This is a genomic window from Pseudomonas sp. M2(2023) (assembly GCF_030263955.1).
Classification (GTDB): Bacteria; Pseudomonadota; Gammaproteobacteria; order Pseudomonadales; family Pseudomonadaceae; genus Aquipseudomonas; species Aquipseudomonas asiatica.
Map to the genome: position 1 here is coordinate 266,242 of NZ_CP127114.1, position 26,189 is coordinate 292,430.

Consider the following 26,189-nt stretch of genomic DNA (forward strand, 5'->3'; position numbering starts at 1 on the left):
TCGCTGGTGTGCTTCCAAAATTCGCTGGTGTGCTCGAACCTACACTAGGCTGGATCCTTGCTCGAGGGATAATGTACGTTCGTGGAGCCATGTAAAGCCCATTGAGTTCGAAACTCTCGTTGTTGCTCTCGGGCGGAACGGAATTTAGCTTCTCGCGGCACTTCGGTGATTATTGTTTTGGGGAATCCCGGGCGGTTGAGCAGTATTCCCTCTGCCCACGGGGGCACCCCGCGATGGTCGTAGAGGGATGCGCTTACCCAGGTTATAGGCACCCGCCGCAAGCGCGACGGCTGTAAGTAACCCAGATACGCCCTGTAGAACATCTCGGGCTTTAGGATCTTTTACAATAAAACTTGCAGTGAGTGTTCCAAGGCTGGCTAATTCTGTCGTAGCCATAAAAAGTAATGAGAAAGAAAAGTGCCCGGTGGGGTCAACGTTGTTCACCGGGTCCCCTACACAATACGCGTAGGGGTTCAACCCACCTTCCTCAAACGGGCTTTCATCATCGGGGCTGCACAACCTCTGCAGCACGGGACTATACTGACGATAGCCATTACCCAGCGAGTAACAGTCTGTTACTTCGTCCAGCTGCTCGCCATTGAATCCCAAAGGCATATTAGAATCGGCAGAGGCCGGGCGTTGGCCGTACGGGGTATAACGGTACTGCGTTCTACCAGCCTGTTCGAACGCACTCATCACTGTGTTGCTGCTGTTCACTGCGAAGAGTAAAAGCGGTGTATCTGCACCTGCCGTGCGTTGTGCCAAGAGGTTCCCCTCATGGTGAAAATACGAGCGTGTTACAGACCCGCAGATTTCGGTGGTACATCTGTTGTTCTGGTAAAAACGGAGTGAAGTTTCGCGCGCGTCCATATGGCTTCTCAGTTTCAGACTTTGACAGAAATTGCCCAGGCGTAGCTGAGTTTGTCGGTTCGACCAAGGTCATCTCACTATGTAACGGTCGCATGCTTCCAGCTACTGGCATAAATGCTAGGTTTTTGGTGGACCGTCTGACCTGTGCGGCCGATTCGCAGACCCGCCCGCCCGACAGGCGCTGAAAATGCTGAACTGATCCCCGTCAGTGATGTTTATCGAACCCTGATCTACGCTAACAGTCGCATCCCACGAATCATTTGCGCGCAAGCAAGGAGCCTGCATGACGTTGATACGTCCGCTGTTGGTCGTCTGCCTGGGGCTTGTGTCCCTGCTGTCGGGCTGTAGTAAGGAAGAAACCACCGAAACATTGCCACGCGTAGGCGTGCAACAGGTATCCCCCACCGATTTCGCTGCCAGGGTCACCCTGACTGGCGATGTGCAGGCGCGGGTGCAGACCGACCTGTCGTTCCGGGTGGGCGGCAAGATCATTTCGCGCAGCGTCGATGTCGGCGACCACGTAAAGGCCAGCCAGGTGTTGGCGCGGCTGGACCCGAAAGACCTGCAGAACAATGTCGACTCGGCCAAGGCCGAGGTGTTCGCCGCGCAGGCGCGGGTCACCCAGGCCAGCGCTGCCTTCGTGCGCCAGCAAAAGCTGTTGCCCAAGGGCTATACAAGCCAGAGCGAATACGATTCCGCCGAAGCCGCGCTGCGTAGCAACCAGAGCGCGCTCAAGGCCGCACAGGCGCAATTGGCCAATGCCAACGAACAACTGAGCTATACCGCGCTGGTCTCCGAGGCCGATGGGGTCATCACCGAGCGCCAGGCCGAGGTCGGCCAGGTGGTGCAGGCGACCATGCCAATCTTCAGCCTTGCCACCGATGGCGATCGTGATGCTGTGTTCAATGTCTATGAGTCACTGCTGGTGGCTCCGCCCAGCGATGCCGGCGTGATCGTCAGCCTACTGGACGACCCGAAGGTCCAGGCCCGTGGCTTCGTGCGCGAAATCACTCCCACGGTGTCCGCGCAAAGTGGCACGGTACAGGTAAAGGTCGGGTTGAAAGATGTGCCGCCGGCGATGCAGCTGGGCGCACCGGTGAAAGCCACCACCAATGCCCAAGGCCGGCCAAGTATCGAGCTGCCATGGTCAGCCTTGACCAAGGCGCTGCACGAACCAGCGGTGTGGGTGGTGGGCGAGGGTGACAAGGTAGAACTGCGCAAGGTCGAAGTCAGCCGTTATCTCACCGGCAGGATCGTGGTCGCCAGTGGCTTGAAGGGCGGCGAGACAGTGGTGGTCAATGGCGGGCAGTTGCTGCACCCCGGCATGCAGGTACTGAAGATCGATGCCAAGGCCAAAGGGGGTGAGCTATGAAGCGCCTGCTGCTGATGCTGTCGGCCGGCGTGCTGTTGGCCGGCTGCAGTAGCGAGGATGAAGTGCCGGAGCCGATTCGGCCGGTGCTGTCGGTCAAGGTCGAACCCCAGGTGCAGTCGCAGCTCGGCCGCTTCGCCGGCAGTATCCAGGCACGTTTCGAAAGCACCTTGGGCTTCCGGGTTTCCGGGCGTATTGCCCGGCGCTGGCTGGATGTGGGCGCCCAGGTGAAACCGGGCGATACCCTGGCCACCCTCGACCCGACCGACCAGCAGAACCAGTTGCGTGCCGCCGAAGGCGACCTGGCCAAGGTGCAGGCGCAGTGGATCAACGCCCAGGCCGATGCCCGCCGGCAGCAACAGCTATATGACCGTGGCGTAGGCGCCCAGGCCCAGCTGGATATCGCCCAGACCAACCTGAAAACCACCAGCGCGGCGTTGGAGCAGGCGCGCTCTGCACTCAGCCAGGCGCGTGACCAGCTCGACTACAGCACCCTGCGCACCGACCACGCCGCGGTAATCACTGCCTGGCAGGCCGAAGCCGGGCAAACCGTCACCGCCGGCCAGGCCGTGGTAACCCTGGCCAGGCCGGATGTGAAGGAAGCGGTGATCGATCTGCCGATCGGCCTGGCCGAGCAGTTGAGCAAAGGCCTGACCTTCACCGTTGCTTCGCAGCTGGACCCGACCATCAACACCACCGCCAGCCTGCGGGAACTGGAACCCCAGGCCGACGCCACCACGCGCACCCGCCGCGCGCGCCTGACCCTGGCGAGCACCCCGGCGGCCTTCCACCTGGGCACCGCCATCAGCGTGACCCTGAGTTCGGAGGTGTCGCCGCGCAGCGAACTGCCCTTGAGTGCCTTGCTCGAGCGCGACGGCAAGACCCAGGTATGGGTGATCGATACGCAGCAGAAGACCGTGGCCACCCGTGATGTGGCCCTGATCGGTCGAACCGCCGACAGCATCGTCCTGACCTCGGGCGTACAGCCCGGCGAGCGGGTGGTGACTGCGGGCGTGAACAGCCTCAAGCCTGGCCAGAAGGTCACCTTCGACGAGGATGCGCAATGAAAGGAAGCTTCAACCTGTCCGACTGGGCACTCAAGCATCAATCGTTCGTCTGGTACCTGATGTTCGTCGGCCTGCTGATGGGGATCTTTTCCTACTTCAACCTGGGCCGTGAGGAAGACCCGTCGTTCACCATCAAGACCATGGTCATCCAGACCCGCTGGCCCGGCGCGACCCAGGACGAAACCCTGTACCAGGTCACCGACCGTATCGAGAAGAAGCTCGAGGAACTCGACTCCCTCGACTACACCAAAAGCTACACCCGCCCCGGCGAATCCACGGTCTACGTGTACCTGCGCGACACCACCAAGGCCAAGGACATCCCGGAAATCTGGTACCAGGTGCGCAAGAAGATCCAGGACATTCGCGGTGAGTTCCCTGCAGGCATCCAGGGGCCCGGGTTCAACGATGAATTCGGCGATGTGTTCGGTTCTATCTATGCCTTCACCGCCGACGGCCTGACCCTGCGCCAGCTGCGCGACTACGTGGAACAGGCGCGGGCCGAAGTGCGCGATGTGCCCAACATCGGCAAGATCGAGCTGATCGGCACCCAGGACGAAGTGCTGTACCTAAACTTCTCTACCCGCAAGCTGGCAGCCCTGGGCATCGATCAGCGCCAGGTCATGCAGGCCCTGCAATCGCAAAACGCCGTGACCCCTGCCGGCGTGATCGAGGCCGGGCCGGAACGTATCTCGGTGCGTACCTCCGGGCAGTTCACCTCGGAAAAAGACCTGGAAACCGTCAACCTGAAGATCAACGACCGCTTCTTCCGCCTGGCCGACATCGCCGATATCGAGCGTGGTTACGTCGACCCCCCTTCGCCAATGTTCCGCTACAACGGCCAGACGGCGTTGGGCCTGGCCATCGGCATGAAGGCCGGCGGCAATATCCAGGTGTTCGGCGCGGCGCTGAAAAAACGCATGGACCAGGTGGTCGAAGACCTGCCGGTGGGCGTCGGGGTGCACACTGTTTCCGACCAGGCCGTGGTGGTCAAGCAAGCGGTCGGCGGCTTTACCAGTGCGCTGTTCGAGGCGGTGGTGATCGTGCTGGCGGTGAGCTTCGTCAGCCTCGGCGTGCGTGCCGGGCTGGTGGTGGCCTGCTCGATCCCGCTGGTGCTGGCCATGGTGTTCGTGTTCATGGAGTACAGCGGTATCACCATGCAGCGGATTTCGCTGGGGGCGCTGATCATCGCCCTGGGCCTGCTGGTGGATGATGCGATGATCACTGTGGAAGTGATGGTCACACGGCTGGAAATGGGCGAAAGCAAGGAGCAGGCGGCGACTTTTGCCTATACCTCCACAGCCTTCCCCATGCTCACCGGCACCCTGGTGACTGTGGCCGGCTTCGTGCCGATCGGCCTCAACGCCAGTTCGGCCGGTGAATACACCTACACGCTGTTTGCGGTAATTGCCGTGGCACTGATGGTGTCGTGGGTGGTGGCGGTATTCTTCGCCCCGGTGTTAGGCGTGCACATCCTCAGCAGTGCCAAGCTCAAGCACCATGAAGCCGAGCCGGGGCGCGTCGGCCGGGCCTTCGAGCATGGTTTGTTGTGGTGCATGCGCAACCGCTGGCTGACCATCATCGGCACCGTGGTGTTGTTCGCCCTGGCGATCTTCTGCGAACGCTTCGTGCAGAACCAGTTCTTCCCGTCCTCTGACCGCCCGGAAATCCTCGTCGACCTCAACCTGCCGCAGAACGCCTCGATCGAGGAGACGCGCAAGGTGGTCGACCGTTTCGAGGCGCGGATCAAGGACGACCCGGACCTGGTGCACTGGAGTACCTATATCGGCCAGGGCGCGATCCGCTTCTACCTGCCCCTCGACCAGCAGTTGCAGAACCCGTACTACGCGCAGTTGGTGATCGTCAGCAAGGGCTTCGAAGAACGCCAGGCCATGATGGAGCGCCTGCAGAAGATCCTGCATGAAGAATTCGTTGGCGTCGGCACCAACGTGCAATCGCTGGAAATGGGCCCACCGGTGGGCCGACCGATCCAGTATCGGGTAAGCGGTGCCAATATCGACGAGGTTCGCAAGCACGCCATCGAGCTGGCCACCTTGCTCGACCAGAACGAACACATCGGCGAGATGATCTACGACTGGAACGAGCCGGGTAAGGTGCTGCGCGTGGAAATCGCCCAGGACAAGGCGCGCCAGCTGGGCCTGTCGTCGGAGGACGTGGCCAATGTGATGAACAGCATCGTCAGCGGCGTGCAGATCACCCAGGTCAACGACAACATCTACCTGGTCGACGTGGTCGCCCGTGCCGAGGACAGCGAGCGTGGCTCGCCGGATACCCTGCAGAACCTGCAGATCCTGACACCCAACGGCACTTCGATCCCGCTGCTGGCGTTCGCCACCGTGCGCTACGAGCTGGAGCAGCCGCTGGTGTGGCGTCGCGACCGCAAGCCGACCATCACCATCAAGGCTTCGGTCAACGGCGACATCCAGCCCACCGACCTGGTGGCCCAGCTGAAGCCGAAGATCGACGAGTTCGCCAGCAAGTTGCCGGTGGGCTTCGAAGTGGCCACCGGCGGTACGGTGGAGGAGAGCGCCAAGGCGCAGGGGCCGATCCGCAAGGTCATCCCGCTGATGCTGTTCCTGATGGCGACGTTCCTGATGATCCAGCTGCACAGCGTGCAGAAGTTGTTCCTGGTGGTCAGCGTGGCGCCGCTGGGGTTGATTGGCGTGATCATTGCGCTGGTGCCCACAGGTACGCCCATGGGCTTCGTGGCGATTCTCGGCATTCTCGCGCTGGCGGGCATCATCATTCGTAACTCGGTGATCCTGGTGACGCAGATCGACGAGTTCGAAGCCCAGGGCTTGTCGCCGTGGGATGCGGTGGTGGAGGCAACCAACCACCGGCGCCGGCCGATTCTGCTGACCGCGGCGGCGGCGAGCCTGGGCATGATCCCGATTGCCCGCGAGGTGTTCTGGGGGCCGATGGCCTACGCCATGATTGGCGGGATCATCGTGGCGACCCTGCTGACGCTGCTGTTCCTGCCGGCCTTGTATGTGGCTTGGTACAAGATCCGCGAGCCACAGAAACACAACTGAAGCCCTGCACGGGCTCTGTGGGAGCGGGTTCACCCGCGAATGCGATGGTGGAACCACCGCCGCATTCGCGGGTGAACCCGCTCCCACAGGGTCTTCCGTCGCTTTCAAAATTGTATTTTGTTTTGGTTATATAAACATTCTCAAACAGTATTTTTAAGAATAACCCCGCCTCACTACTATTGCCCTCAAGCCAGGCGCAAATCCCCTTCAAACCTCAGCCCGGCACCCTCACTCCAAGGAGAACGAGCATGAGTGCATCTGTGCGTAGCATCGACGGTCAGGACGAAGCCACCATTCTGCGGGAAATCCAGAGCGCTCTGCGCGACCTGCGATTCGGTGCGGTGGAGATCACCGTGCACAACGCTCAGGTCGTACAGATCGAGCGCAAGGAGAAGTTCCGCCTGCAGCAGCCCGGCAACAAGACCGGCTGATCGCACCACACATTCAAAAACTAGAAAAATGCCAATCGGGAGCTTCACCATGTCCATCCGCCGTTATGCGCTTGCCGCCTTGGCCAGTGCTGTTTTTGCCGGTTCCGCCATCGCCAAGGACTACGAACTGCTGAACGTGTCCTACGACCCGACCCGCGAGCTGTACCAGCAGTACAACGCCGAGTTCATCAAGCACTGGCAGCAGGCCCACCCGGGCGACAAGGTGAAGATCCAGCAATCCCACGGTGGTTCGGGCAAGCAGGCCCGTGCAGTGATTGACGGCCTGCGTGCCGACGTGGTGACCCTGGCCCTGGCCGGCGACATCGATGAAGTCGCCAAGCTCGGCAAGACCCTGCCAGACAACTGGCAGACCCGCCTGCCGGATGCCAGCACCCCGTACACCTCGACCATCGTGTTCCTGGTGCGCAAGGGCAACCCGAAAGGCATCAAGGACTGGGGCGACCTGATCAAGAAGGATGTGTCGGTCATCACCCCCAACCCGAAAACCTCCGGCGGCGCCCGCTGGAACTTCCTGGCGGCCTGGGCCTATGGCCTGAAGGCCGGCGGTAGCGAAGAAAAGGCCAAGGAGTACGTGCAGGAGCTGTTCAAGCACGTCCCGGTGCTGGATACCGGCGCCCGTGGCTCGACCATCACCTTCGTCAATAACGGCCAGGGCGATGTGCTGCTGGCCTGGGAAAACGAAGCCTTCCTGGCGCTGAAGGAAGACGGAGGTGCCGACAAGTTCGAGATCATCGTGCCTTCGCTGTCGATCCTCGCCGAACCGCCGGTGGCGGTGGTGGACAAGAACGCCGAGAAGAAGGGCAATAGCGAGATTGCCACCGAATACCTCAAGCACCTGTACAGCCCGGCCGGGCAGAAGATCGCAGCCGAGAACTTCTACCGCCCGCGTGACGAGAAGGTCGCTGCCGAGTTCGGCAAGCAGTTCCCGAAACTGGACCTGGTAACCATCGACGAGGACTTTGGTGGCTGGAAGACTGCACAACCTAAATTTTTCAATGATGGCGGTGTGTTCGACCAGATCTATCAGGCACAGTAAGGGCCAAGGAAAAGCGGGGCCGCCATGCGGCCCATTCGCGACGCAAGGCCGCTCCCACAAGGAACCGCAATCTCCTGTGGGAGCGGCCTTGCGTCGCGATTGGGCTGCAAAGCAGCCCCAGGATTCAGAAGCTTGCACCGGCCCGGGATCTGTCTCGGGTTTCGTGCGTTCAACCAGGGATATTTATGTCACGCCGCATTTCCCCCGTCATACCCGGCTTCGGGCTGACGCTGGGTTACACCTTGGTGTACCTCAGCCTGATAGTGCTGATACCGCTGGCCGCCATGTTCGTGCACGCCGCGCAGCTTACCTGGGAGCAGTTCTGGAACATCATCAGTGCACCGCGGGTGATCGCCGCGCTCAAGCTGAGTTTCGGCACCGCCCTGTTCGCCGCCATCATCAACGGTGTGATCGGTACCCTGCTGGCCTGGGTGCTGGTGCGCTACACCTTCCCTGGGCGCAAGATCATCGATGCAATGATCGACCTGCCGTTCGCCCTGCCCACGGCCGTGGCCGGTATTGCCCTGACCGCCCTGTACGCACCCTCGGGCTGGGTCGGCCAGTTCGCCACCGACCTGGGCTTCAAGATCGCCTACACCCCACTGGGCATCACCCTGGCGCTGACCTTCGTCACCCTGCCGTTCGTGGTGCGTACGGTGCAGCCGGTGCTGGCCGACATTCCGCGTGAAGTGGAGGAGGCCGCTGCCTGCCTGGGCGCCAAGCCGCTGCAGGTGTTCCGCCATGTGCTGGCGCCAGCGCTGCTGCCTGCCTGGCTGACAGGTTTTGCCCTGGCCTTCGCCCGCGGCGTGGGCGAGTATGGTTCGGTGATTTTCATTGCCGGCAACATGCCGATGAAGACCGAGATCCTGCCGCTGCTGATCATGGTCAAGCTCGACCAATACGACTACACCGGCGCGACCGCCATCGGCGTGCTGATGTTGGTGGTTTCCTTCATCCTGCTGCTGCTGATCAACCTGCTGCAGCGCCGCATCGAAACCCCTTGAAGGAGGCCGGCATGTCCAGTTCATCCCTGAATGCAACCGCCGCCGCCAACGCTGCCCGCCGGGGCAGCGCCACTTCGCGGCGTATCCTGATCGGCCTTGGCTGGCTGGTGTTCGCGCTGTTCCTGCTGCTGCCACTGGTGATCGTGGTGTCGCAGGCGCTGAAGAACGGCTTTGGCACCTTCTTCGAGGCGATCTTCGAGCCTGACGCATTGTCGGCGCTGAAGCTGACCCTGCTCGCCGTGGCCATTTCGGTGCCGCTGAACCTGGTGTTCGGTGTCAGCGCCGCCTGGTGCGTGAGCAAGTACACCTTCCGTGGCAAGAGTATCCTGGTCACCCTGATCGATCTGCCGTTCTCGGTGTCGCCGGTGATCGCCGGCCTGGTCTACGTGCTGATGTTCGGCGCTCAAGGCCTGTTCGGGCCATGGCTGCAGGACCACGATATCCAGATCGTGTTCGCCCTGCCGGGCATCGTCCTGGCCACCATCTTCGTCACCGTACCGTTCGTGGCCCGTGAGCTGATCCCGCTGATGCAGGAGCAGGGCACGCAGGAAGAGGAGGCCGCGCGCCTGCTCGGTGCCAATGGCTGGCAGATGTTCTGGCACGTGACCCTGCCGAACATCAAATGGGGCCTGATCTACGGGGTGGTGCTGTGCACCGCGCGGGCCATGGGCGAGTTTGGCGCGGTGTCGGTGGTGTCCGGCCACATTCGCGGCGTGACCAACACCTTGCCGCTGCACGTGGAGATCCTCTACAACGAGTACAACCATGTCGCGGCCTTCAGCGTGGCCAGCCTGTTGCTGATCCTGGCGCTCTTCATCCTGCTGCTCAAGCAGTGGAGCGAGAACCGTATTAACCGCCTGCGCCACAGCGCCGCGGAGGAATGATTCATGTCGATCGAAGTTCGTAACGTCAGCAAGCGCTTCAACAGCTTCCAGGCCCTGGACAACATCAACCTGGACATCAACAGCGGCGAGCTGGTGGCGCTGCTTGGCCCTTCCGGCTGCGGCAAGACCACGTTGCTGCGCATCATCGCCGGCCTGGAAACCCCCGACCAGGGCAATATCGTGTTCCATGGCGAGGACGTGTCCGGCCATGACGTGCGCGACCGCAACGTCGGTTTCGTGTTCCAGCACTACGCGTTGTTCCGCCACATGAGTGTGTTCGACAACGTCGCCTTCGGCCTGCGCATGAAGCCCAAGGGCGAGCGCCCGAGCGAGAGCAAGATTGCCGAGAAGGTGCATGAACTGCTGAACATGGTGCAGCTGGACTGGCTGTCCGACCGCTACCCCGAGCAGTTGTCCGGTGGCCAGCGCCAGCGTATCGCCCTGGCCCGTGCGCTGGCGGTGGAACCCAAGGTGCTGTTGCTGGACGAGCCTTTCGGTGCGCTGGATGCCAAGGTGCGCAAGGAGCTGCGCCGCTGGCTGGCGCGCCTGCACGAGGACATCAACCTGACGTCGGTGTTCGTCACCCACGACCAGGAAGAAGCCATGGAGGTGGCTGACCGCATCGTGGTGATGAACAAGGGCGTGATCGAGCAGATCGGCTCGCCGGGCGAGGTGTACGAGCACCCGGCCAACGATTTTGTCTACCACTTCCTTGGTGACTCCAACCGCCTGGCCCTGAGCGAAGGGCATCATGTGCTGTTCCGCCCCCACGAAGTGTCGCTGTCGCGGCACGAGACCGAAGGGCACCATGCGGCCGAGGTGCGCGACATCCGGCCGTTGGGCGCGACCACGCGGGTGACATTGAAGGTGGAAGGGCAGAGCGAGCTGATCGAGGCCGAAGTGGTCAAGGACCATGACAGCCTGACCGGGTTGGCGCGGGGGGAGACATTGTTCTTCCGGCCGAAGGTTTGGCAGAAGGTGGCGGATATCTGAGTCGCCTTTGATAATGAAAAAGCCCGGGGTTGGTCCCGGGTTTTTTTATGCCTGATGGATCGAGGGCGCAGCCCTCGCGGCAATCTCATGCCTTACGCGAACATTTCGCATGCCGGCAATGCATGATTGAAAGCCCGCCCGGCTACAGCCCGCGAATTCCGCAGCTTTGCCACAATTCTTCAAAAATATATTCAGTAAAGTTCTAACCATAATTCTAAAAATTACTTTAAGAGATAAGCCCCTGACACCGATGATTCAGCCACACACCTGAATCGAGTCCCAGGAGCTTGATCAATGGGTAATGTCCAGCGCGGGCCATGGCGGCTATCGAACGTGCGGGGATCAGCAAGCTGGCGGTGATTACCGCGCGCTGAACCCGTGAACTTTCTTCAGGCAAGTGCTTAGGGGCCATATCTCTTGGCAGGGGATGGCCCCTTTTTTTTTGCGTGATCCCTGTGGGAGCGGGCGTGCCCGCGAACACGGGCGAAGCCCGTGCCATCCACCGCGGTGCTTGCTTCGCGGGCATGCCAGCTCCCACAGGGGGGCGCACAATATTGATATTTTGGTTATTAATAAATATCTTCTTATTCCTTTACTGATATAACTCCCTCCCTATACTTGTCTCCAAGCACGCAAACTCACTGGAGGCGTCCCCATGCGCAATGAGTCAATTCGTTACCTGATTGTGCCGGGCTGGCAAGGATCGCCAGACAACCATTGGCAAAGTCACTGGCAGCGCACCTTGCCCAACAGTGCCCGGGTCGAGCAGCACGACTGGCTGACCCCGCAACGCCAGGACTGGGTGCAGGCACTGGAGCAGGCGATTGCCGCCGAGCGCTCGCCGGTGATTCTGATTGCCCATAGCCTGGGCTGCATAACCGTCGCTCATTGGGCCGCGCAGGCCAGCCCGGCCCTGCTGCGGCGGGTACGTGGCGCGCTGCTGGTGGCACCCGCTGACGTAGAGCGGCCAACCTGCGCGCCGGCTCTGCGCAACTTCGCGCCGATCCCGACCGAAGCACTGCCATTCCCCAGCCAGGTGGTCAGCTCGGACAACGACCCGGCCGTGAGCGTGCCAAGGGCGTTGTATCTGGCCCAGGTCTGGGGCGCCGAAGCAGGGCTGCTGACCAACGCCGGGCACATCAACGTCAAGTCCGGCCATGAGCGCTGGGAACAAGGTTTCGCCTACTTGTATCGCTTGCAGAGCCGGGTCGAGCAGCGCGCACTGCGCCGCGCCTGATCGCCCTTACTGTTTACCGTTTGCCTGACGCCCGGCCATTGAAGGTCTGGGGCGGGAGTTCGTCATGACTTTTCAAAACCCTTTTGGCCAGCCGTTGCTGACCTTCCCTGAACTGGACAAGAGCCCGCTGAGCATCCGCGCCAAGGCGCTGGTGTTCATCGACCCACGTTCGCAGCAGCTGCGCGAGGAGCTCGAGCACCTGGCGCCACAACCCTTGCCAGTGCTGATCCGTGGCGAAACCGGTACCGGCAAGGAACTGCTGGCTCGGCAGATCCACCGTGCCAGTGACCGCAGTGGGTTGTTCGTGTCGGTCAACTGCGCTGCCATCAGCCCCACCTACGCCGATGCCGAGCTGTTCGGCTACAGTGCCGGCAGCCAAGGCGGCACAGCCAGCAGCCGTGCCGGCTGGTTCGGCTCGGCCAACGGCGGCACGTTGTACCTGGACGAGATCGCCGACTTGCCGCTGGCCATCCAGGGCAAGCTGCTGGCCGCCCTTGAAAACCGTGAGGTTACCCGGGTGGGCGCGCAGCAGCCGCAACCGGTGGACGTGCGCCTGGTAGCCGCCACCAGTATCGACCTGGCGCGGGTGGTGCGCGCGGGGCGTTTCAACGAGCGCCTGTACCAGTACCTGCGCGAGGGCACGCTGGAGCTGCCGCCACTGCGCGAGCGGCCGGGCGATATTCTGCCGTTGGCCGAGTACTTCGTGGGCATCTACAGCGTGCGCCTGCAGCGGCCTGTGCCGCTGGTTAGCGAGGCGGCACAGCAGGCGCTGGAGGCACACCCCTGGCCCGGCAACACCCGTGAACTGGAGAATGTCATCCACTTTGCCTTGCTGCTGAATGATGGCGAGGAGATCCTGGCAGAGGACCTGGACCTGCCCGACCCTGCGCGCTAGGCACTGCTCAAAAGCAAAATGGCTGATAGCATTTTGTTTTTGGAATAAGCAGCTAAATAAAAGATATTTTTACGGAATAAAAAATCTGGGTATTGTCCGCCTCACGCCCGCTGGTGAACCGGTTGGGCACCCGATTCGCCATCGTCGATGGCCCAGAACCAGAACAAGGATCACCATGAAGAAGACCCTGCTGACCACTGCCCTGGCCGCTGCCCTGTCGTTTGCCGGCCTGGCTACCGCCGCCGAGAAACTGGTTGTCGCCGCCACCCCGGTACCGCACGCCGAAATCCTCGAGCTGATCAAGCCGACCCTGGCCAAGGAAGGTGTGGACCTGCAGATCAAGGTTTTCACCGACTACGTGCAGCCGAACGTGCAGGTTGACCAGAAGCGCCTGGACGCCAACTACTTCCAGACCCTGCCTTATCTGCAGAACTTCAACGAAGGCAAGGGCACCCACCTGGAAACCGTGATCGGCGTGCATGTCGAACCCTTTGGTGGTTACTCGAAGAAGGTCAAGAGCCTGAGCGAACTGAAAGAAGGCGCTACCGTTGCCATCCCTAACGAGGGCAGCAACAGCGGCCGCGCCCTGCTACTGCTGCAGAAGGCTGGCCTGATCACCCTGAAGGATCCGAAGAACGCCCTGGCCACCCCCAAGGACATTGCCGAGAACCCGAAGAAGCTGAAGTTCCGCGAGCTTGAGTCGGCCATGCTGCCGCGCGTGCTGGACCAGGTCGACCTGGACATGATCAACACCAACTACGCCCTGGAAGCCGGCCTGAACCCGGCCAAGGACGCGCTGGTGATCGAAGGCAGCGACTCGCCGTACGTGAACTTCCTGGTTGCCCGCCCGGACAACAAGGACAGCGAAGCCATCCAGAAACTGGCCAAGGCCCTGACCAGCCCGCAAGTGAAGGAATTCATCGCCAAGAAGTACCAGGGTGCGGTGCTGCCGGCGTTCTGATGCGCTTGCATTACCTTGCATGACCCAACGCCGACACCCTTGTGTCGGCGTTTTCATTTGTGGCGCAGAACCCTGTGGGACGTCTCGGTGATATGTTTATTCTATAAAGGTATTTATCAAAAAGTTTTTAGATCATTAGAGTCTATCTATCGTGCCCACGCGCACCCTGCACACCTGCGTTACCCATGACCCTCGACACCGCATTCATCCTCAGCACGCTGCCCGCCTTCCTCAAGGCCGTGGGCGTGACCTTGCAGGTCGGCCTGATCGCCATCGCCACCTCGCTGCTGGTCGCGCTGGTCAACGCCACACTGCTGGTGTTGCGCACCCCGTACCTGTGGCGCCTGGTAAAAGCCTACGTGGAGCTGGCGCGCAACACGCCGCTGCTGATCCAGCTGTTCTTCGTCTACTTCGCCTTGCCCAGTCTGGGCCTGAAGATTTCCGGCTTTGCCGCGGCAATCATCACCATGACCTTCATGGGCGGTGCCTACCTCACCGAGGTGTTGCGTGCCGGCGTCGAGGCCGTGCCCCGTGCCCAGCTGGAGTCCGGGCGCTCCATCGGCCTGTCCGAAGGCCAGCTGCTGCGCCACGTGGTGCTGCCCCAGGCCGGCATTCTCAGCCTGCCGGCACTGTTCGCCAACTTCATCTTCCTGCTCAAGGAAACCACCGTGGTGTCGGCGGTGGCCGTGCCGGAAATTCTCTACACCACCAAGAACTACATCGCGCTGTACTACAAGACCTATGAAATGCTCAGCGTGCTGACCCTGCTCTGCGTGCTGCTGTTCCTGCCGCTGTCGTTGCTGCTGCGCCATGTCGAAAGGAGGCTGCAACATGCCCAGTTCGGCTTCTGAACTGCTGTTGCAGGCGTTGCCGCAGCTGGCTGGCGGTGCGGCGCAGACCCTGGCCATCTCCGCGCTGGGCATCCTCTTCGCGACGCTGGGCGGTGTGCTCTATGGGGTGCTGGCAACCTTGGGCAACCGGGCCCTGAACATCGCCTTGCAGGTGTACCTGGAGCTGTTCCGTGCCATCCCGGTGCTGGTCTGGCTGTACCTGGTGTTCTTCGGCCTGCCGATCTTCTTTGCCCTGAGTATCCCCAGCTTCTGGTGCGCGGTGCTGGTGCTGGGCCTGTGGGGCGCCAGCGAGGTGGGCGAGGTGGTGCGAGGCGCGCTGCGTTCGCTGCCGCGCGGCCAGCGCGAGGCGGGGCTGTCGATCGGCCTGGCCGGCTGGCAGCTGTATGGCTACGTGCTGTTGCCACAGGCGCTCAAACGCATGACCCCGCCGACCATCAACATCTACACGCGGATTATCAAGACCAGCTCGCTGGCGGTGCTGATCGGCGTGGTCGAGGTGGTCAAGGCCGGCCAGCAGATCATCGAACGCACCTACGAGTCGGTGCTGATCTACGGCGCCTTGTTCCTGTTCTTCTTCATCGTCTGCTATCCGCTGTCCGCCGCTTCACGCGTGCTGGAACGCCGCTGGGCCCACTCATGAGCGCATTGATCGAATTCCAGGGTTTCAACAAGTTCTTTGGCGAGCAGCAGGTGCTCAAGGACGTCGACCTCCAGGTGGCGGCTGGCGAGGTGGTAGTCATCCTCGGCCCCAGCGGCTGTGGCAAAAGCACGCTGCTGCGCTGCCTCAACGGCCTGGAGCAGGCCCACGGCGGCCACCTGCGCCTGGCCGGGCAGGAGCTGCTCGACCCACGCACCGATTGGCGCGAGATCCGCCAGCGGGTCGGCATGGTGTTCCAGAGCTATCACCTGTTCGGCCACATGAGCGTGATCGACAACCTGCTGCTTGGCCCGCTCAAGGTGCAAAAGCGCGAGCGCGCCGAAGCGCAGGCCCAGGCCGAGGCGCTGCTGGCGCGGGTCGGCCTGCTGGACAAGCGTGACGCCTTTCCCCGGCAGTTGTCCGGGGGCCAGCAACAGCGCATCGCCATCGTGCGTTCGCTGTGCATGAACCCCGAGGTGATGCTGTTCGACGAGGTTACCGCGGCCCTCGACCCGGAAATGGTCAAGGAAGTGCTGCAGGTGATCCAGGGCCTGGCCCGCGACGGCATGACCTTGCTCATCGTTACCCACGAAATGGCCTTCGCTCGTGCGGTGGCCGACCGCATCGTGTTCATGGAGGCCGGCAGGGTCCTTGAGCAGGGTGACCCCGAGAGCTTCTTCACCCGACCGCGGACCGCACGCGCGCAGCAGTTCCTGGAGAAATTCTCCTTCGTAGAAAGCCTGCCGAAGACACTGCACAAGGAACTGTCATGAAAACTGCCAACCTCACCAAACTGCTGGCGCCGCTGTTCGGCCTGGCCCTGCTGGCCGGCTGCAACAAGGCTGAAGAACCACCCAAGCCCGCGGCGGCCTCGCCGGCCACCAGCTACCTGGAAACCATCAAGGCTCGCGACAAGCTGATTGTCGGGGTGTTCACCGACAAGCCACCGTTCGGTTTCGTCGATGAGCAGGGCCGCTACGTGGGCTTTGATACCGACATCGGCCGGCGCCTGGCCAAGGACCTGCTGGGTGATGAAAACAAGGTCGAGTTCGTTGCCGTGGAGCCGGCCAGCCGTATCCCGTTCCTGCAGAGCGACAAGGTCGACCTGATCCTCGCCAACATGACCGTGACCCCGGAGCGCAAGGAAGCGGTGGACTTCACCAACCCCAACCTGCGCGTTGCCGTGCAGGCCATCGTCGCGGATGGCAGCCCGGTGCAGAAGCTCGACGACCTGGCCGACAAGACCATCATTGTCACCACCGGCACTACCGCTGATATTTGGCTGACCAAGAACCATCCGGACTGGAAACTGCTCAAGTTCGAGAAAAACAGCGAGTCGCTGCAAGCGCTGGCCACCGGCCGTGGCGATGCCTATGCACAGGACAACCTGATTCTGTTCAGCTGGGCCAAGCAGAACCCGGGCTACCGCGTGCTGCCTGAGCTGCTGGGTGAAGAAGCCCCGATTGCACCGGCGGTGAAGAAGGGCAACACCGAGCTGCGTGACTGGGTGAATGCCGAGCTGGCCAAGCTGGGGGAAGAGAAGTTTCTGCTGAAGCTGTATGACCAGTATGTGCGCAAGGAACTGAGCGATGACACCAAGCCGGAAAGCGTGATTGTGGAAGGGGGCAAGTGGCAGGGGTGACGGTGCCATCGGGGCCGCTTTGCGGCCCTTCGCGGGCTCGCCCGCTCCCACATCGATCGGCGTATGCAGGACCCTGTGGGAGCGGGCAAGCCCGCGAAGGGCTGCAAAGCAGCCCCGATTACTTCAACGATTACGCGGCAGCCAGTTCAACAGGAACTCATTCACCACCCGCGGGTTCTCCAGGCTGGAGATATGCCCCGCAAACGGAATCTGCGCCGCCAGGCAGCCAATGATCCGCGCCATTTCATTGGACTCTTCCGGCGGCCGCGGAATGTCCTGGTCGCCGCACATCAGGATGGTTCTCTCGCTCGGCAGCTGCTCGAGTTGCGCCAGCAGGTCGTGTCGTCCAAAGATTATCCGCCCCATGGGATCGAGGCTCTCGCGAATGATTTGTGCACTGCTTGCCTTCAGCTGAGCACGAAACCGCTCACGGATTTCAGGCACGGTCTGGCCGCCTGCGTGGAAAAAAATAGGCACGATGATGTCGAGCAACGGGTCGCTGAATTCGCCGGCTGCGCTGGCGGTATCCAGCAAGGCGAAATACTTGAGCCGAGTTTCCTCCGGCTCGGCGCCCAGGTAAGTGTCCATGAGCACCAGGCGATCAATTCGTTCAGGGTGGGTAGCAGCCAGCGGTGCCCCCCACATACCGCCTACCGACAGCCCGACCAGGTGGCACTTGGTAATTTCCAGTTTGTCCAGCAACGTCAGGTGCTGGTGGACCAAGCTGTTCATGTCGATGGTCGTGGCAGGCGGAGCATCGGAGCCGCCGTGGCCCCACAGCTCGGGGACGATGACGCGGAAGTGTGCTGACAAGGCTTCGATTTGTGGCTGCCACATCTCGGCGGACCACAGGTAGCTGTGGCCGAGCAGGACCGGGAAACCCTGGCCCTGGTCGATGTAGCTCATGCGGGCGCCGTCGATTTCGATGAAGTGTCTTTGCATGGAATGGGTCTCGGCTGGGAGTGCTGTAGGGTATTCGAAATTGTCGGGGCCGCTTTGCAGCCCCTTTACTGAGCTGGCACCAGACGCAAGGTACTCTGCGCCGGAATCACCCCCATCTGCGCCTTCTGGTACTGCCCCTGCACATACCCTTCGGCCTGATCCGCAAAATGCCTGTCGAACGGCACGCCACTCTGCCCGACCGGGTTGGTGGTCAGCGCCTGCCCGGCATCGGAAAAGTCGACCAGCCGCCGCGTCGACGGCCCATAGGTCACCGGCCATGGCGCCGGGCCGATCTTCGCCGAGAGGTTGTTCGGCACTTCATGGGTGCCCGGTGCGGCGAACGGGCCGACGTTGAACAGCAGGTTCAGCGGCTTTTTGACCCCCAGCGGGTGGTTGTGGGTCAGGGTATGGGCCTTGCCCCACTGCCAACTGGCCGGGTCGTTGCCCAGGGTTTCCCGCAGGTGCTTCAAGGTGTTCTGCCACGCCATGCGCACCACGGCGTTACGGTCGGTGCGCTGGTTGGCTCCGCGGGTGTTCCACCACGGCGAATCGGCATCCGCCGCCAGGCGCGGCAGGGCGGCGTCGATGGCGCGGGTGCTGATAAGTACCGGGAACCAGGTGTCGCCCAGCTCGTCATGCAGGGCCGCGAATGCCAGCTCGTAGAGGAACTGGTTGAACAGCGTGGCACTGGTCGAGTCGAGCGGGTAGTCGCCGCTCCAGGCTGCCAGTTGCTCGACCAGCTCCTTCTCTTCGTCCCCTTCGGCCACTGCGCGTAGCGTTGCCAGCAGTGGTGCAAGGGTGCGCGGGCCATAGTCGCTTGCAGTGTCCAACTGCAGCGCCTGGCTATTCTGGGTATCCCACTTCACATCGGGGTTGGCCAAGTGGCGATCGAGCTGGCGGCCTCGGTCCGGCAGGTTGTAGTAACCGGGTATCGGCACTGCCGCCGGAGGCTGGTAGTTGGCCGAGACAATGTAGCCGCGTGCCGGGTTCTCCTGCTGCGGGTTGACGCTGAAGGGGTAGAAGCCGAGCTTGTCCGCCTGCGCACTGGCACCATCGAGGATGAACACGGGGTCGACGCCGTCGGGGCGGATCGGCAACTGCGCCGCCGCCCACCAGCCGATATCGCCACGGGCATTGGCCCAGACCAGGTTCAGCCCTGGCGCATGCACCTTGGCCGCAGCCTCGCGCATCTTGCCCAGGGTATCCGCGCGGTTGAGCTGGTAGAAACCGTCGAGGAGCGGGTTTTCGGTTTCCAGGAACGCCCACCACATGGCGATTGGCGTGGGCCCGGCAGTGGCACCCAGCACGTCGTTGACGATTGGGCCATGGGGCGACCGGCGGAGGCTGAGGGTGACCGGTGCTTCGCCTTTGACGGCAATCTGCTGCTCGGTCTTTTCCAGCGCCTGCCATTTGCCGTCGACCATCACCTGGTTGGCGTCGACAGGGTTGGTGCGCTCGGCGATCAGGTCGACGTCGTCATTCTGGAACATGGTCAGGCTCCAGCCGAAGTCGCGGTTGTGGCCGAGCAGGGCGAATGGGTTGAGCGCCTGGAAGTAGCCATACAGGTTGAAGCCCGGCGCCGACAGCTCGGCCTCGTACCACACCGCCGGCACCGCAAAACCGATGTGCGGGTCGCCGGCCAGCAGCGGCCTGCCGCTGCGGGTGCGGCTGCCGGCCACGGCCCAGGCGTTGCTGCCCTCGAATTGAGGGATGCCCGCATCGCCCAGCGCGTCATGGCTGAGGCGGGCGAGGGCCTCCAGGCTTTGCCAGTCGGCAGCGGCCAGCGGTGTACCCAAGGCACCCTCGGGCTGCCAGGCGAGATCGAAGATGTTCAGGTACTCAGGGCCCAGCTGGTCGCGGATATAGGTGAGCGCGGGCTCGGTGCGAAACGCGGCGGCAAAGCTGTAGGCCAGGTAGCCGGCGATGCTCAGAGTGTCTTCGGCGCTGAATGGGCGCGGGGTGATGCCGAGCAGGTCGAACTCCACGGGTTTTGGGTGGCTGGCCTGCCAGCTGTTCACCCCGTCGAGGTAGGCCTGCAGGGCTTGCCAGGCGGGTGACTGGCGGTCCTGACGCTTGGCCATCAGTGCTGCCTGTTCGCGAATGCGCAGGCTGCGGAACAGGGTGTCGGTGGGCAGCAGCTTGTCGCCCAGCACCTCGGCCAGCTCACCCCGGGCCAGGCGCCGCAGGATCTCCATCTGGAACAGCCGGTCCTGGGCATGCACGTAACCGAGAGCACGATACAGGTCCGGCTCGCTCTGCGCCTGCAGGTGCGGCACGCCGCGGGCATCGTAGCGCACGCTGACTGGCGCCTGCAGGCCGGCAATGGCCACCTCGCCCTCGCGTTGCGGCAGCTTGCCCTGCACGTACCAGTATCCGGCGCCGGCGGCCACGGCAACCACCACGGCCAACAGGGTCAAGCTGCGCTTCATGCAGGCTCCTTGTGCGTTCAAGCGAAAAATGTGGTCCGATGATCGGCGGATTCGCGACCAGAGCATAGCCCCAGGAAGGAGTTTCCATGTCCCTCAGCGAAAAACAGAAAATGCTTACAGGCCAGCTCTATCACGCTGGCTGCCCCGAGCTGCAGGCCGAGCAGATCGCAAACAAGCACTGGATGCACCGCTACAACAGCAGTGTCGAATTGCTCAACGACGCACGCCATGGGCTCCTGGTAGAGCACTTTGGCCAGGTCGGCGAAGGCGCGGTGATCCGCCCGCCGTTTTATTGCGACTATGGCTACAACATCAGCGTCGGCCGCAACACCTTCATGAATTTCAACTGCGTGATCCTCGATGTGCTGCCGGTGCATATCGGTGATGATTGCCAGATCGGCCCCAACGTGCAGATCTATACCGCCGACCACCCGCTCGACCCCGAGGTGCGCCGCACAGGGCTGGAGAGTGGCCGGCCGGTGACCATCGGCAACAACGTGTGGATCGGCGGCGCGGCGATCATCCTGCCGGGGGTGACCATTGGTGATAACGCCGTGGTGGGTGCCGGTAGTGTGGTGACTCGGGATGTGCCGGCGGGGGTGACGGTTGTAGGTAGCCCGGCGCGGGTGCGTGGTTGATATGAAAAAGCCCTGCGGTGTTGGCCGCAGGGCTTAGGGTCAGGCGGCTTTGAAGCCGGGTTTGCCGTTGGCGGCGCGCCATTCTTTAATACGGTTGACGACGCCTTGCGGGCTGACATCTGCCCCATCTGGGGGGTAATAAATCACGTCTGACCCGTCAGGGTGCTCGGTCAACTTCTCGAAAAGAAGAACAATATCAATCCGGTGCTTTTCCAGCTCAGCACCCTTGAGGCCCGTCCGATCCGCATATAGATCCGACACCAATGCGAGAAACTCAGGCTCTGTGTACTCCGTCAAACTCTGTTTCAACGTCATTGATTGTTTCCTCTGTGATGGTTTATGTGGACTTGGGGAGTCATGAACACGAGATTATCGAAGTCGTACACTGCGCCACCCTTTGCAATTTCGTGCTTGTGGTGAATCTCTAACTTGACTCGCTTTCCTACTCGCTGGTCGCGCTTGGCGAATGGCGCTAGCCCTCTACGCATGTCGTCGAGGATTGCGGGCATGATGTGGCGACTGAATACCTCATCTGTCGCAATCTCCATCCAGATTGCCTCCTTTAGCCTATCGAATCTGGCAAACCTCCGCCCCCTGAGCCTTTCCGCAATCTTTGCTGGAATCGGCGCGCCCGCCGCAGTAGTGGCTGCATCCAGAACCCTGTCTGGTGTGATAACGCCGTTGCCGCTTGCAACCCCTGGTAAATTCCGTGGGTTGCGCAACATCACATAAATCGGCGCCAGCCCCGAGTCTGCCGGGAAGATGATGACGTAGTCGTCGATCTGCAGTTCGGGCAGTTCAGGGAGCGTACGGATATCCGGATCCGGCGGGACGATGATAGGGCCCGGAAGGTGCTTCTGCAGATCCTCGACGATAGGGGAGCCAGGGATGACCGTACCGTTCTCGCCGGTGGCAGACAGCGTCGAGGGCGGCGTCGCCGGGTGCCAAAATAGCGTTGCGCCACCTGGGCCTTCGGCGGTAAATCTGTACGCGCCTTGGGCTGCGTCCCACTGTGCCTGGCGTACGCGCACATCGCGCAGAAGGGCGCTGCCATCCGTGGCTGCCAAGTACACCTCCGTCTGCTTGCCCTGAGGGACAGCGTCCATCCGCAAGGGCAGCTCAAGCGTCTGACCAGCTTTGCGGTTTGCTTCGAGGGTAAGGTCCGCGCCGGGACTCATCAGGGCGAGCGGGACGGTCACCCCCATGCGCTCACCATCGCCCAGACGAGCTGAATACAGCATCAGAGGAACATACCTGGCGACCGCCAGGAGCCCACCGGTGAGCAGACGTTGGGCGGCTTTGCCGAGTGCTTCGCCAAAGTCGAGCCAGATCGGTTCGAAATGGGCTATGCCACCGCGTGAGGTCGCCAGGATCAGCGGGTGGTGGATACTGGCTACCCAGGCGTTGAACGTTACAGGTGTATTGCCAGGAGTACGGCCAGACAAGACGGCCAGCGAAGTCTGCTCGTCGAAAACGGTGGCGACGGTGTTGTCTGTTTGTGCCAGTAACCGCATCACCTCCGTACTTTCAGCGGGCGATGTCTGGGTATGGGCGGCAATTTGGGCTTGTAGCTGTGCCTGCACGTTTAGCAATGCCGCTTTGCGGTCTGCGGAACCTTCTGGCGCGTGGTACTGGAGCGCGGAATCGATCCAGGTAGCTTGCGACGCCAAGTGGCCTTGACTCAGGTTCATGCTGGAGTAGGTTGAGGCAAGCTGCTCGCGCGCCTTGAGCAGGTCGGACGTTTCCCGTTCTAGCTCGCGGCTATGCTCGAGTGCTGCTTGCGGGGCAACGCTTTCTTGCTGATGGCGCTCGAAGGCCGTCAGCATCGCTTTCAACGCGCTGCTGGCTTGCAGGAACGCCTGGCTGGCTGTGCCCAGTTGAGCAAGGGCCTGATGGTACTGTTGGAGCGTCCGGTCAATATCCTGATCATGACTTTCCCTCATCCTGAGAGTGGACAAGGTGCTCTGCAGCTGTTGTTGGCGTTGGGCCAACTCGCCGCTTACCTGCTCCAGGTACTTCACGTCGAACGCCGCTCGGTAAGAGTCGAGCCACGCTTGCTGAGGGTCTGCTGGAGCGTTTGGTTTTCGGGCTACAGCCAGGAATTCATGAAGGTTGCGATTTACCGGGTCACCGCCGAAGAAGCTGTAAGCCTGATCACGCGTTGCTTGCAGGCGTGTAGCGAACAATGCCTGAAGCTCATTGATGGCAGCGATGGTGCGTTCTGTCGCCTGGATTTCGCCAAGACCATTCAGCGAGCCCGCTTGATCACGTAAGGCCTGGTCGAGGTCTTGCTGTAACGTGGCGAGGCGCTGTTCATGCGCCTTTTGAACGCCTAACTTGCCGTTTTCGGTCTGTACGATCAGGTCGATATCCAGGCGCCCAGGCTCGAAAACGGATACCAGTTGAAACGATGCACCGGGGTGGGTGCCCCAAAGTTGAGGGCCGACGGGAAGACGGGTGCTGTCTACATAGCTGTTGGGAAGCTCGGTGGAACCTTGTGACATACAGTTTCTCCATTGATCTGTATGTCGCTACGGTAAAAATCCTCCCTCGGGCTGAAGCTGTAGATATCTATCGGGTAGCCACTAACTACCAGGGGCAGTAACACCCTATGGCCAATGTATTGCTGGCCTGCACCGGCCGGTCTTCAAGCAAGGCCTTGATGATGGGTTCCACAAAGCTGTTGCTGGCATTGCACACGGCGCCTTCGCTGTAGGGGCCGAAGTAGGCCAGGTGGCCTTGCCGGTCCCAGATGGCCACGGCCGGGGAGGCGGGCAGGTGTTCGCTGCCGGGCAGGCTGGCGAGTGGCTTGAGGGCGGTGAGGTTGGCGGGCAGCTGGCCGTGGCTGTCGGGCTTTTGCAGCACGTGGAAGGTCACACCCTGGCTGGCGAACTGGCTGACCAGGTCGCCCAGGTGCTGCTGGTTGCCGACGTTGCACGGGCAGGCCGGGTCCCAGAAATGCACTACCCTGATCGGGCCGGGGCCGGCCAGCTCGGGGGGCAACTGCAGCTGGCTGCCGTCGAACAGCGTGGCTTGATTGTCGAACGGGCGCAGGTAGCGGGCCTGGAACGTGGTGTAGGCCTGCCAGAGGATGGTCAGGCCGACCAGAAGGGCGATTGCCATGCACAGCGGTTTGATGATCCGAGTCTTCATGAAGTTTCCGCGGCCCCCTGAGCGGCCTTGTGTCGCGATGGGCTGCGCAGCAGCCCCAAAATCTCAGCCCTTACCCTTGGTCCGAGTCTGATTAGGCCCACCATTCTTCTCCAGATGCTCGATGATCATGGCGGCCACGTTCTTGCCGGTGGTCACTTCGATGCCTTCCAGCCCCGGCGATGAGTTCACTTCCATCACCAGCGGCCCGTGGTTGGAGCGCAGGATATCCACACCCGCCACACTCAAGCCCATTACCTTGGCCGCGCGAATGGCGGTCATGCGTTCTTCCGGGGTGATCTTGATCAGGCTGGCCACTCCACCGCGGTGCAGGTTGGAGCGGAATTCGCCTGGCTTGGCCTGGCGCTTCATCGACGCAATGACCTTGTCGCCGACCACGAAGCAGCGGATATCCGCGCCACCCGCTTCCTTGATGTATTCCTGCACCATGATGTTCTGCTTCAACCCCATGAACGCCTCGATCACCGATTCGGCGGCCTTGGTGGTTTCGCACAGCACCACGCCGATGCCCTGTGTACCTTCCAGTACCTTGATCACCAGCGGGGCGCCGTTGACCATCTGGATCAGGTCGGGGATGTCGTCCGGCGAGTGGGCGAAACCGGTAATCGGCAGGCCGATGCCGCGCCGCGACAGCAATTGCAGTGAACGCAGCTTGTCGCGGGAGCGGGCTATCGCTACCGACTCGTTGAGCGGATACACACCCATCATCTCGAACTGGCGCAGCACTGCGCAGCCATAGAAGGTCACCGATGCACCGATGCGCGGGATCACCGCGTCGAAGCCTTCCAGCGGCTTGCCGCGGTAGTGGATCTGCGGTTTGTGGCTGGCAATGTTCATGTAGGCCCGCAGGGTGTCGATCACCACCATTTCGTGGCCCCGCTGGGTACCGGCTTCGACCAGGCGGCGGGTGGAATACAGACGCGGATTGCGCGACAGCACAGCGATCTTCATGCAGCACCTGTGGCAGTAGAAAGGGTGGCCGGGAATGCCGGTTTGTCTTGTACGTATTTGAGGCCAGGGTTGACCACCAGTTGACCATGGATCAGGGCCTTGGAACCCAGCAACAGGCGATAACGCATGTTCTTGCGGCAGGCCAGGGTGAACTCCACTTCCCACACACCATCGCCCAGGGCCAGTGACGTGCGGATGACATAGCGGGTCTGGGCCTGGCCGTTGGAGCTCTTGATGGTTTTCATGGTCACCAGCGGTGCCTCGCAGCGGCGGTGGCGCAACTGCACCACCGAGCCAAGATGTGCGGTAAAGCGGACCCAGGGCTGGCCGTCGCGCTCGAACGGTTCCACCTCGGTGGCGTGCAGGCTGGAGGTGCTGGCACCAGTGTCGATCTTGGCGCGCAGCCCGGCCACGCCGAGGTCGGGCAGGGCGACCCACTCGCGCAGGCCGATCACAGTCAAATGGTCAAATGTCTTCACGAAACGCACCCTGCGGATGAGGTGGTGAACTGTAAGCACGGCGGGGATTTTTTGCATCCGATCGTTACGGTAGTACAGTTCGATGAAACACAGCGTTCGAGGTAACGGGATGGCACAAAAAGCCGAAGACGACGACAAGGTCCGCCTGGACAAATGGCTGTGGGCGGCACGCTTCTACAAGACTCGCGCGCTGGCCAAGGCGGCGATCGAGAGCGGCAAGGTGCATTGCCGGGGTGAGCGCTGCAAGCCGGGCAAGGAGCCGCGGGTGGGTGACGAGTTCGTGCTGCGCACCGGGTTCGACGAGCGCACCGTGGTGGTGAAGGCTCTGTCGGTGGTGCGGCGTGGGGCGCCAGAGGCGCAGACGTTGTACGAAGAGACCGAGGACAGCGTGCGCCGGCGTGAACAGGCGGCGGAACTGCGCAAGGCCGGGGCGATGGGCGTGACCACCGATGGGCGGCCGACCAAGAAGCAGCGGCGGCAGATTCATCAGTTGCATGGGAGCTTCGAATAGCCGGGGCCGCTTTGCGGCCCTTTCGCGACACAAGGCCGCTCCCACAAGCAGGGCGTTGCCTGAATGCCTTGTGCGGTACTTGTGGGAGCGGCCTTGTGTCGCGATGGGCTACGCAGTAGC

The 26,189-nt window shown here is 62.0% G+C and carries 25 protein-coding genes; 17 read left to right on the forward strand and 8 right to left on the reverse strand.

All coding sequences use genetic code 11. The features are described 5' to 3' along the window. Positions 1–144: 144 nt before the first annotated feature. Positions 145–870 carry an RHS repeat-associated core domain-containing protein gene (locus QN085_RS25810; RefSeq protein WP_080563832.1) on the reverse strand — a complete coding sequence of 242 codons (726 nt, stop codon included), beginning with the start codon at positions 868–870 and terminating at the stop codon, positions 145–147. 283 nt (positions 871–1,153) lie between these two features. On the opposite strand from QN085_RS25810, the gene QN085_RS01240 reads away from it, so the two are divergent. The 15 genes from QN085_RS01240 (at position 1,154) to QN085_RS01310 (ending at position 16,948) form a co-directional block, all read left to right on the forward strand. Beyond that, positions 1,154–2,242 (forward strand): efflux RND transporter periplasmic adaptor subunit, encoded by a 1,089-nt coding sequence (locus QN085_RS01240; protein WP_023660783.1) that lies wholly within the window; start codon positions 1,154–1,156, stop codon positions 2,240–2,242. Beyond that, on the forward strand, positions 2,239–3,306 hold the full coding sequence (locus QN085_RS01245) for an efflux RND transporter periplasmic adaptor subunit (RefSeq protein WP_013974699.1): 1,068 nt from the start codon (positions 2,239–2,241) through the stop codon (positions 3,304–3,306). The genes QN085_RS01240 and QN085_RS01245 overlap by 4 nt, the downstream gene beginning before the upstream one ends. Continuing rightward, positions 3,303–6,356: an efflux RND transporter permease subunit gene (locus QN085_RS01250; RefSeq protein WP_013974698.1), complete on the forward strand. Its 3,054-nt coding sequence runs from the start codon at positions 3,303–3,305 to the stop codon at positions 6,354–6,356. Before QN085_RS01245 ends, QN085_RS01250 begins: the two co-directional genes overlap by 4 nt. A gap of 248 nt (positions 6,357–6,604) precedes the next feature. After that, positions 6,605–6,787 (forward strand): sulfur starvation response protein OscA, encoded by a 183-nt coding sequence (oscA, locus tag QN085_RS01255; protein ID WP_023660784.1) that lies wholly within the window; start codon positions 6,605–6,607, stop codon positions 6,785–6,787. A gap of 49 nt (positions 6,788–6,836) precedes the next feature. Next, positions 6,837–7,844 carry a sulfate ABC transporter substrate-binding protein gene (locus QN085_RS01260; protein WP_031324298.1) on the forward strand — a complete coding sequence of 336 codons (1,008 nt, stop codon included), beginning with the start codon at positions 6,837–6,839 and terminating at the stop codon, positions 7,842–7,844. 185 nt (positions 7,845–8,029) lie between these two features. Then, a complete protein-coding gene (gene cysT / locus QN085_RS01265; RefSeq protein ID WP_013974695.1) occupies positions 8,030–8,848 on the forward strand; it encodes a sulfate ABC transporter permease subunit CysT in 819 nt (272 codons plus the stop codon). Between the two features lie 11 nt (positions 8,849–8,859). Continuing rightward, a complete protein-coding gene (gene cysW / locus QN085_RS01270; protein ID WP_015272212.1) occupies positions 8,860–9,732 on the forward strand; it encodes a sulfate ABC transporter permease subunit CysW in 873 nt (290 codons plus the stop codon). A 3-nt stretch (positions 9,733–9,735) separates the two neighbouring features. Then, positions 9,736–10,725 carry a sulfate/molybdate ABC transporter ATP-binding protein gene (locus QN085_RS01275; protein ID WP_013974693.1) on the forward strand — a complete coding sequence of 330 codons (990 nt, stop codon included), beginning with the start codon at positions 9,736–9,738 and terminating at the stop codon, positions 10,723–10,725. A gap of 655 nt (positions 10,726–11,380) precedes the next feature. After that, positions 11,381–11,962, forward strand: a complete 582-nt coding sequence (locus QN085_RS01280; RefSeq protein WP_013974692.1) for an alpha/beta hydrolase — start codon at positions 11,381–11,383, stop codon at positions 11,960–11,962. 64 nt (positions 11,963–12,026) lie between these two features. Next, positions 12,027–12,857 (forward strand): sigma 54-interacting transcriptional regulator, encoded by an 831-nt coding sequence (locus QN085_RS01285; protein WP_013974691.1) that lies wholly within the window; start codon positions 12,027–12,029, stop codon positions 12,855–12,857. A gap of 175 nt (positions 12,858–13,032) precedes the next feature. Continuing rightward, positions 13,033–13,818, forward strand: coding sequence for a MetQ/NlpA family ABC transporter substrate-binding protein (locus QN085_RS01290; RefSeq protein ID WP_023663342.1), 786 nt, complete (start codon positions 13,033–13,035; stop codon positions 13,816–13,818). Positions 13,819–14,003: 185 nt separating this feature from the next. Continuing rightward, entirely contained in the window at positions 14,004–14,669 is a 666-nt protein-coding gene (locus tag QN085_RS01295) for an amino acid ABC transporter permease (RefSeq protein WP_023663341.1), read from the forward strand. After that, entirely contained in the window at positions 14,650–15,309 is a 660-nt protein-coding gene (locus tag QN085_RS01300; RefSeq protein ID WP_041506306.1) for an amino acid ABC transporter permease, read from the forward strand. Before QN085_RS01295 ends, QN085_RS01300 begins: the two co-directional genes overlap by 20 nt. Next, complete coding sequence (locus QN085_RS01305; RefSeq protein WP_023662780.1) at positions 15,306–16,079, forward strand: amino acid ABC transporter ATP-binding protein; 774 nt, start codon at positions 15,306–15,308, stop codon at positions 16,077–16,079. The genes QN085_RS01300 and QN085_RS01305 overlap by 4 nt, the downstream gene beginning before the upstream one ends. Then, positions 16,076–16,948 carry a transporter substrate-binding domain-containing protein gene (locus QN085_RS01310; protein ID WP_023662781.1) on the forward strand — a complete coding sequence of 291 codons (873 nt, stop codon included), beginning with the start codon at positions 16,076–16,078 and terminating at the stop codon, positions 16,946–16,948. Before QN085_RS01305 ends, QN085_RS01310 begins: the two co-directional genes overlap by 4 nt. Positions 16,949–17,071: 123 nt before the next feature. Here the strand turns inward: QN085_RS01310 and QN085_RS01315 are convergent, their stop codons facing one another. Both QN085_RS01315 and QN085_RS01320 read right to left on the reverse strand, forming a co-directional pair. Further along, positions 17,072–17,890, reverse strand: coding sequence for an alpha/beta fold hydrolase (locus QN085_RS01315; RefSeq protein WP_023662782.1), 819 nt, complete (start codon positions 17,888–17,890; stop codon positions 17,072–17,074). 65 nt (positions 17,891–17,955) lie between these two features. Further along, a complete protein-coding gene (locus QN085_RS01320) occupies positions 17,956–20,319 on the reverse strand; it encodes a penicillin acylase family protein (RefSeq protein ID WP_041506305.1) in 2,364 nt (787 codons plus the stop codon). Positions 20,320–20,405: 86 nt separating this feature from the next. Here QN085_RS01320 and QN085_RS01325 point away from each other — a divergent pair, with 86 nt between their 5' ends. Then, positions 20,406–20,957 (forward strand): sugar O-acetyltransferase, encoded by a 552-nt coding sequence (locus QN085_RS01325; RefSeq protein ID WP_013974687.1) that lies wholly within the window; start codon positions 20,406–20,408, stop codon positions 20,955–20,957. A 39-nt stretch (positions 20,958–20,996) separates the two neighbouring features. Here the strand turns inward: QN085_RS01325 and QN085_RS01330 are convergent, their stop codons facing one another. The 5 genes from QN085_RS01330 to rimB form a co-directional block, all read right to left on the reverse strand. Further along, complete coding sequence (locus tag QN085_RS01330; protein ID WP_023662887.1) at positions 20,997–21,272, reverse strand: bacteriocin immunity protein; 276 nt, start codon at positions 21,270–21,272, stop codon at positions 20,997–20,999. Next, positions 21,269–23,461, reverse strand: coding sequence for a pyocin-S2/colicin E7-DNase domain-containing protein (locus QN085_RS01335; RefSeq protein WP_023662888.1), 2,193 nt, complete (start codon positions 23,459–23,461; stop codon positions 21,269–21,271). The genes QN085_RS01330 and QN085_RS01335 overlap by 4 nt, the downstream gene beginning before the upstream one ends. A gap of 85 nt (positions 23,462–23,546) precedes the next feature. Then, positions 23,547–24,110: a DUF6436 domain-containing protein gene (locus QN085_RS01340; protein ID WP_013974684.1), complete on the reverse strand. Its 564-nt coding sequence runs from the start codon at positions 24,108–24,110 to the stop codon at positions 23,547–23,549. Positions 24,111–24,173: 63 nt separating this feature from the next. Next, positions 24,174–25,079, reverse strand: a complete 906-nt coding sequence (rimK, locus tag QN085_RS01345) for a 30S ribosomal protein S6--L-glutamate ligase (RefSeq protein ID WP_013970455.1) — start codon at positions 25,077–25,079, stop codon at positions 24,174–24,176. Continuing rightward, the gene (gene rimB / locus QN085_RS01350) at positions 25,076–25,558 is read right to left on the reverse strand and encodes a retropepsin-like aspartic endopeptidase RimB (protein ID WP_003257436.1); all 483 of its coding nucleotides are present in this window, start codon (positions 25,556–25,558) and stop codon (positions 25,076–25,078) included. Before rimB ends, rimK begins: the two co-directional genes overlap by 4 nt. A gap of 109 nt (positions 25,559–25,667) precedes the next feature. On the opposite strand from rimB, the gene QN085_RS01355 reads away from it, so the two are divergent. Next, on the forward strand, positions 25,668–26,069 hold the full coding sequence (locus tag QN085_RS01355) for an RNA-binding S4 domain-containing protein (protein WP_013970457.1): 402 nt from the start codon (positions 25,668–25,670) through the stop codon (positions 26,067–26,069). The last annotated feature ends 120 nt before the right edge of the window (positions 26,070–26,189 follow it).

Coding starts and splice junctions, on each gene's coding strand:
- QN085_RS01315 (WP_023662782.1), bottom strand. CDS start 17,890: ATGCAAAGACACTTCATCGAAATCGACGGCGCCCGCATGAGCTACATC.
- QN085_RS01335 (WP_023662888.1), bottom strand. CDS start 23,461: ATGTCACAAGGTTCCACCGAGCTTCCCAACAGCTATGTAGACAGCACC.
- cysT (WP_013974695.1), top strand. CDS start 8,030: ATGTCACGCCGCATTTCCCCCGTCATACCCGGCTTCGGGCTGACGCTG.
- QN085_RS01260 (WP_031324298.1), top strand. CDS start 6,837: ATGTCCATCCGCCGTTATGCGCTTGCCGCCTTGGCCAGTGCTGTTTTT.
- QN085_RS01285 (WP_013974691.1), top strand. CDS start 12,027: ATGACTTTTCAAAACCCTTTTGGCCAGCCGTTGCTGACCTTCCCTGAA.
- cysW (WP_015272212.1), top strand. CDS start 8,860: ATGTCCAGTTCATCCCTGAATGCAACCGCCGCCGCCAACGCTGCCCGC.
- QN085_RS01295 (WP_023663341.1), top strand. CDS start 14,004: ATGACCCTCGACACCGCATTCATCCTCAGCACGCTGCCCGCCTTCCTC.
- QN085_RS01280 (WP_013974692.1), top strand. CDS start 11,381: ATGCGCAATGAGTCAATTCGTTACCTGATTGTGCCGGGCTGGCAAGGA.
- QN085_RS01340 (WP_013974684.1), bottom strand. CDS start 24,110: ATGAAGACTCGGATCATCAAACCGCTGTGCATGGCAATCGCCCTTCTG.
- rimK (WP_013970455.1), bottom strand. CDS start 25,079: ATGAAGATCGCTGTGCTGTCGCGCAATCCGCGTCTGTATTCCACCCGC.
- QN085_RS01355 (WP_013970457.1), top strand. CDS start 25,668: ATGGCACAAAAAGCCGAAGACGACGACAAGGTCCGCCTGGACAAATGG.
- QN085_RS01330 (WP_023662887.1), bottom strand. CDS start 21,272: ATGACGTTGAAACAGAGTTTGACGGAGTACACAGAGCCTGAGTTTCTC.
- QN085_RS01310 (WP_023662781.1), top strand. CDS start 16,076: ATGAAAACTGCCAACCTCACCAAACTGCTGGCGCCGCTGTTCGGCCTG.
- oscA (WP_023660784.1), top strand. CDS start 6,605: ATGAGTGCATCTGTGCGTAGCATCGACGGTCAGGACGAAGCCACCATT.
- QN085_RS01245 (WP_013974699.1), top strand. CDS start 2,239: ATGAAGCGCCTGCTGCTGATGCTGTCGGCCGGCGTGCTGTTGGCCGGC.
- QN085_RS25810 (WP_080563832.1), bottom strand. CDS start 870: ATGGACGCGCGCGAAACTTCACTCCGTTTTTACCAGAACAACAGATGT.
- QN085_RS01240 (WP_023660783.1), top strand. CDS start 1,154: ATGACGTTGATACGTCCGCTGTTGGTCGTCTGCCTGGGGCTTGTGTCC.
- QN085_RS01325 (WP_013974687.1), top strand. CDS start 20,406: ATGTCCCTCAGCGAAAAACAGAAAATGCTTACAGGCCAGCTCTATCAC.
- QN085_RS01275 (WP_013974693.1), top strand. CDS start 9,736: ATGTCGATCGAAGTTCGTAACGTCAGCAAGCGCTTCAACAGCTTCCAG.
- QN085_RS01305 (WP_023662780.1), top strand. CDS start 15,306: ATGAGCGCATTGATCGAATTCCAGGGTTTCAACAAGTTCTTTGGCGAG.
- QN085_RS01290 (WP_023663342.1), top strand. CDS start 13,033: ATGAAGAAGACCCTGCTGACCACTGCCCTGGCCGCTGCCCTGTCGTTT.
- QN085_RS01320 (WP_041506305.1), bottom strand. CDS start 20,319: ATGAAGCGCAGCTTGACCCTGTTGGCCGTGGTGGTTGCCGTGGCCGCC.
- QN085_RS01250 (WP_013974698.1), top strand. CDS start 3,303: ATGAAAGGAAGCTTCAACCTGTCCGACTGGGCACTCAAGCATCAATCG.
- QN085_RS01300 (WP_041506306.1), top strand. CDS start 14,650: ATGCCCAGTTCGGCTTCTGAACTGCTGTTGCAGGCGTTGCCGCAGCTG.